Source organism: Allobosea sp. CER48 (assembly GCF_044752385.1).
GTDB lineage: Bacteria > Pseudomonadota > Alphaproteobacteria > Rhizobiales > Beijerinckiaceae > Allobosea.
This window is the reverse complement of sequence record NZ_JBIWYK010000464.1, coordinates 1-2,381: the sequence shown is the minus strand read 5'-3', so window position 1 is coordinate 2,381 and position 2,381 is coordinate 1. Positions and strand designations below refer to the sequence as shown.

Sequence of the window (2,381 nt, the reverse complement as noted above, 5' to 3'; positions counted from 1 at the left end):
CAGGCCGGCATGCCGCGCCGGCAGGCGCTTTGATCGGCGCGAAACCGAGTCTCAGCGCGGCAGGTACTCGGCCCGGTCGATGCCGTGCCGCGCGAGCTTGTCGTAGAAAGTCTTGCGCGGGATGCCCAACCTCTCCAGAGCAGCACGGACATCCCCCTGAGAGGCTTGCAGCGCTTCCCGGATAAGCGTGGCTTCGACCGCGTTGAGGCGCTCGGGCAGGCTCGGCTGATCGCTGTCGCCCATTTGCCCGGTCGTCGGCGAAAGGTCACCCGTAAGGCCGAGCGCGACCCGCTCGGCGAAGTGCACGAGTTCGCGGACGTTGCCCGGCCAGTCGTTCTCGACGAGATGTCGCTCCACGCGGCGATCCAGCGCGGGTACCGGGCGGCGATATTTTTCGGCCGCTCGCGCCAGGAAACGGGTGAAGAGCAGGGGGATGTCGCGGCGGCGCTCGCGCAGCGGGGGGATGCGCAGCGTCACGACGTTGAGGCGGTAGTACAGGTCCTCGCGAAAGCCGCGCCGCTGCGCGGGATCGCCGAGATCGGCCTTGGTCGCGGCCACGACCCTGAGATCGACGCGGCGCAGGTCGTTCGAGCCCAATGGCGCGATCTCGCGCATCTCCAGCACGCGCAGCAGCTTGACCTGGGCCGACGGCGGCATGCTTTCGAGCTCGTCGAGAAACAGCGTGCCGCCGCTGGAATGCTCGATGCGTCCGATGCGTCGTTTCTGCGCGCCGGTGAAGGCGCCGGGCTCGTAACCGAAGAGCTCGCTTTCGATGACGCTGTCGGGCAGGGCGCCGCAATTCAGCGCGACGAAGGGCTTGTCGCGCCGCCGCCCGAGCCGGTGCAGAAGGCTGGCGACGACCTCCTTGCCAGTGCCGGTCTCGCCGAGCACCAGCACGTCGACATCGACATCGGCGAGCTCGCGGATCGTCTGGCGCAGGCGCGTTATGGCCGGCGTCTCTCCGAGCAGCGAGGATTCCTCCTCGCCCTCTTGCGCCAGCGCCCGCAGCCGGCGGTTCTCCAGGACAAGGGCGCGCTTTTCGGCAGCCCGTCGCAGGGTCTCGACGAGCCGCTCGCCTGAATAGGGTTTGGCGATGAAGTCGTAGGCGCCCTCGTTCATCGCGCCGACGGCCATGTCGATATCCGCATGGCCGGAGATCATGATGACGGGAATATCGGGATCGAGTTCCCGCAGCCGCCGGAACAGCTCGATCCCGTCCATGCCGGGCATGCGGATATCGGTGACGACGATCCCGGCATAGTCCGGCCCGATATGCTGGAGCGCCGCCTGGCCGGAGGAGAGCGGCATCGCCCGGAAGCCGGCAAGGCGCAGCGCCTGCACATTGGCATCGCGCAGATCGGGGTCGTCATCGACGAAGGAGACCTCGATCGCCGCGATGGAGGCGGAGGGGTCGCTCATGCAGCCGCCCTTTCGAGATCGATGACGAAGCGTGCGCCTGCGCCCGGCCGGCTCGTCGCAGTCAAGGTGCCGCCGAACGAGGTGATCATGTCCTGCGAGATCACCAGTCCGAGCCCCAGCCCTTTCGGCTTGGTCGTGCTGAACGGGGTGAAAAGCTGGGCCAGCGCCTCTTCCGACAGGCCGGGGCCGCGATCGGCGATCGCGATCTCGACCCGGTCGCCACGCGACGTGATGGTCACGGCCAGCGCCGGCGCTCCGCCGTCGCTGCCCTCGAGCAAGGCCTCGATCGCGTTACGGAGCAGATTGACCAGCACCTGCTCGAGCTCGATCGGGCGCGCGATGACGACGACAGGGACCGGTGGAATGGTGACGAGCGGTGTCACGCCGGCCTGCCGCAACGGGCCTTCGAGCAGGGTCAGCGCGCCGTCGATGACGGTGTTGACGGGAACCGGAGCGAGCGGCTCCTTGCCGCGCCGCGCGAAGCCGCGCAAGGCCTCGGTGATCGCGCCGATCCGGTCCGTCAGCGAGACGATCCGGACCAGCGCTCCATCGGCTTCGGCGGACTCGGAGCGCTTCAGGAAGGCGCGGGCGTTCTCGGCATAGGTACGCAGTGCCGCAAGCGGCTGGTTGACCTCATGGGCGACGCCGGCGGTGATCTGGCCGAGCGTCGCGAGGCGATTGGCCTTGGCGAGGTCCTCCCGGAGATTGGACAGGCGTTCCTGGGCTCGGGTCCGCTTCGCCATCTCGGCGATGAGGCGCTGATTGGCGCCGGCCAGCTCCGCCGTGCGCTCGGCGACACGATCTTCGAGCTCTGCCTTCGCGCGTGCGTCGGCCTCGCGGCGGACGAGGTTGCGCTGCCGGCGGCGCAGGGCGAAAGCGGCGAGCGCGGCCCCCGGCATCAGCACAAGCGCAACGAGTGCCTGCGATTGCGTGCGGCCGCTTACGATCGCCGCAACGACGGG

At 68.9% G+C, this 2,381-nt stretch carries 2 protein-coding genes; both read right to left on the bottom strand.

Annotation, left to right across the window (positions count from 1 at the left end; genetic code table 11):
• Positions 1–51 precede the first annotated feature (51 nt).
• Positions 52–1,419 carry a sigma-54-dependent transcriptional regulator gene (locus tag ACIPIA_RS14410; protein ID WP_400510539.1) on the bottom strand — a complete coding sequence of 456 codons (1,368 nt, stop codon included), beginning with the start codon at positions 1,417–1,419 and terminating at the stop codon, positions 52–54.
• The coding region (locus ACIPIA_RS14405) for a sensor histidine kinase (protein WP_400510538.1) at positions 1,416–2,381 on the bottom strand (966 nt) is incomplete at its 5' end. The genes ACIPIA_RS14405 and ACIPIA_RS14410, both read right to left, overlap by 4 nt.

Coding starts and splice junctions, on each gene's coding strand:
- ACIPIA_RS14410 (WP_400510539.1), bottom strand. CDS start 1,419: ATGAGCGACCCCTCCGCCTCCATCGCGGCGATCGAGGTCTCCTTCGTC.